General features: G+C 46.9%; 3 protein-coding genes. All 3 read right to left on the minus strand.

What is annotated here, in order from left to right; all coding sequences use genetic code 11:
- Nucleotides 1–84: 84 nt before the first annotated feature.
- Complete coding sequence (locus tag V6C93_RS13770; RefSeq protein ID WP_333477227.1) at nt 85–549, minus strand: hypothetical protein; 465 nt, start codon at nt 547–549, stop codon at nt 85–87.
- Nucleotides 546–2,618: a hypothetical protein gene (locus V6C93_RS13775; protein WP_333477228.1), complete on the minus strand. Its 2,073-nt coding sequence runs from the start codon at nt 2,616–2,618 to the stop codon at nt 546–548. The genes V6C93_RS13770 and V6C93_RS13775 overlap by 4 nt, the downstream gene beginning before the upstream one ends.
- A gap of 64 nt (nt 2,619–2,682) precedes the next feature.
- Nucleotides 2,683–3,440, minus strand: a 758-nt coding sequence (locus V6C93_RS13780) for a hypothetical protein (RefSeq protein WP_333477229.1), incomplete at its 5' end; no start/stop codon positions are given.

The following is a 3,440-nucleotide window of genomic DNA, read 5'->3' on the forward strand; positions in this document are numbered from 1 at the left end:
AGTAAATAAATTCAGCTTTTTCAACTAAAGCTTGGGCAATGTGCAAATCTTTTTTTGAGAGCCAACAAGGATAATCGGCTGCTTTCATTTCTTCTCCCAGTCATTGCAATCTTTTTGACCATAGGGATGCATCGCGCAAACCATGTAGGCACAGGAAGCCACCTCTCCGACTAAATGTTTGCATCCTTTGCAGCTAGCAAGGCAATATTCAGTCCCCCATAAATCTTGTACCAATTCCTCCCATTTAACATCCCTAACATCTTCATCGTCTTCTTTATTTTCAGCTCTGCCAGCAACAGGAGTTCTGCCACTTCCTCCAGCCAAATAAATAGCACCTGATGCAATTAATCCAGCTATTCCGATTGCTCCAATATTTGCGGCAGCAGAGGCTACTCGTTGAACTGGTTTTTCTAGTGGCTGAATCGTTCTACCAAGTGCGATAACTCCACTGACGATGCCACACCCCAGTAAGGCGGTAGCAGAAATATTGACCAGTAGTAACGAGTATCTCCCTGTTGTTTCAGAAAAATCGACTAGCGCTTTTTTCATTGCTCTATTCCCCAGTTATTATCTTCATCGAATCCGAGTTCTGACAGGTCGCGCATCATTGAATCTATTAATTCGGAAGCCATCCGATATTTATCGTGGCTTCTGCCTCCAGACTTCACCCCCCATGCCAGCATAATCGTCTTTTCTTTACCCATTTTTTTTGCTAATAACAGCCGAAGCATGAGAAGCTTCCCGTCTCGGTCTAAGCCGTCGAACAGGGGTGGAAGGGTCTGGGAAGCCTCCCTAGAAGCTTCCGCTAAGGCTTCCTCAATCTTGATCGACAAGGCTTCCATCGAGATTCCATCAGGCTTCCGGCTCACCAACGCTTCTAGGGGTGGAAGCTTCCGCTCCGGAAGGGGGGTTTCTGTGGAAGGGTCGCTGTCAGGGTTAGTTTCTAATAGATTGGTCTGCTCTTTTTCTCCTGAGCTAATATCGGCTATAGTTCGCTTCCAATCTGTTAGGTCTGGGATTCTAGCCGGATGCTTTCCTACCATGCAGCATGGAAGTGGTTTTCCTTCACGAGTGCGACGCGACTGCTGCCAATCCAGTTCGTTCAATACGGCTGTCCAATACTCATAGTCTTCGCTGTCATTGCGACATTGGTTACGAAGTGATTTCGCATAGTCGATGGCGAACTCTCCCAGCCTGATATCGGTAAAACATTCCTCTAAATCGCTTTCTCCTTCAAATCCCCAAGTTGCCACATTTTCCCCTTGAGCCAGTGCAATTAATCGCAGCATTGCCTCACGAGCAACGGTGATAATATCTTTCATCATTGCCTTAGCGGAAGGAGCCATTTCGATATTCTGTTTTGTCTCTGCGTTGCGTTCTCTAATTGCCTTTACGTTGGTGTTGATGAGTCGCCATTCGTCCACCACAAAATTCGTCAATTCAAACGTTTGACCCGCTGACATTAGAGGATAACGCCGATACATCTCTGCGTGAATCCATTGCAGTTTTGCTCGAATAGTTTCATAGTCAAACCAGAGTCCATAAACTTTCAGACCGACCCAGTTCCAAGATTTTTTCTTAGGAGTAATAACAAAACGTTCGCCTCCTAAAACGTCTAATAGCCAATCAACGAAGGTGGTCTTGCCCACACCTGTACCACCAATGATGCGGAGATGGGCAAACTTATCAGGTTCGGTGCGGAGACGAGAAAAGTCAAATAATGCAACGACGATAGGTTCCTTCTTCATCGGCTGAGGCGATTCCACTTCCACCGCTGGCATTTCTTGAGATTGCGGGTCTGATGAGGTGACAACTTCAGCTTGAGTTTCAATCGCGTTCAGCTTCGTTGAAGTTCCAACGGCTCCTGTCGGCTCAACGAATTGAGGTTGTGGCAGAGAGGCAAATTGTGGTTGGGGCAGTTCAACAAACTGCGGCTCTGTTGGCAAGAGCATCTGGGCTTGATGCTGTTGAATGGCGCTGACCTGCTGGTAGTTCACTCGTGGATCTACTGTGACTGCTGCCAAATGCTTATTTAGGGCATCTTGAGTTGGCAAATTCCCTTTAAGGTTGATGTACCAATCTAAGAGCCAACGGTAGGCGTAAAAGCGCTTTCCTCCTTCCACTCCGCTAAGAAAATCAGTCAGGTTGGGAATAAAAGTTTTTAGCATCCCAAATTCGTACCGCTCAATCGGATTGAGGTGGAATATCAAATCCACCAGCTCATTCTGAGAAGCGAACCACTCCTCACGGGCTTCTTTATCGCCCATTGCTGATAGAAATTCGATGAAATTGCCTCGGATAAAAGGGAGTGGAGCGAACTGATGCGAATCATTCAAATCTCGCGCTACTGCCCAGATATACCCCGCTCCGGCAAGTGTGCCACCAATCAGAGCTAGGGGACTGGTGGCGTAACAGACCGCTCCAACTACACCTCCAGTTAAAGTAATTAGCTTGGCAATGTTCATGCCCGTTCGCTCATCCTTAGCCCGGACTAAAAGCTGTTCCTGGCGTTCCATCAACCAACTCGCCACATTACCCGCCTCCAAGTGCTCAATGCAGGGATAATCGCTTCTTAATCGCTGAGTTTCCTCTGTTGTTAGAGTTGGTAAATTTTGCATAAAACCTCCTAAAACAAAACCCCACAGAATCGGGCTGTGGGGCGCTATTTATTCCCCAGTGGGGTTACTTCGAGCTAGCCTGCTTGCGAATGCTATAGCCGATTTCTCCGGCTGCCATCGTGAAAATGTTGTAGGCGAAGCAGGCTAAAACCATTCCTGGGTTTGTGTACCTGAAGGGGTTGCGACCTACGAAGGTACTAACTAAATCAAACCCCCAGAAAAATAGAGCCGTCAATCCGCCTGAATTTCTCTCTCTCATACCTGCGCGTTTGTAGTCACCCCACAAAGCTCTGGCTAAATCGATTGTGTTTTTTGGCTTTTGGGGTAACGTGTATTGTTGAGCGTCCTCAAACTCTTTTTTAGCCTCAGCCGGTGGCTTGCTGCGTAGCGTTTTAGCTTCTTGGGTTTGCACGAGATAACTGATAGCTAGGGAAATCCAAAATAGCAGATTAAAAGGCAACGTCAACCAGCCAATCCAGCCAATCCAGTTCCGTTCAAACCAAGGAAATAAAGGGGTTCCTTGAAACATCATTTGCCAGATGCCATCCGTGCTAAGTAGGGTGCCAATCCAAAAAGCAATTGACCCTAAAATTTTTGCTCCTGCGCCATTTCGCTCGGCAAACTGAGCGAATATCGCTGTCACGAAGCTGATGGGAATTGCAAATAAATCGACTACCCAACGAGCGATAATGTCTGCCCAGTCAGACCAGGATTTATGCTCATGAAATTTTTGTTCATCCGGCTGGTCAGTTTCTTTGCTGTTGTTGGTATTTGCGCCAAGTGCCATGATTAATTCTCCTTGCTTACTGAACGGGAGCGTTA

Source organism: Allocoleopsis sp. (assembly GCF_036703385.1).
Taxonomy (GTDB): domain Bacteria; phylum Cyanobacteriota; class Cyanobacteriia; order Cyanobacteriales; family Coleofasciculaceae; genus Allocoleopsis.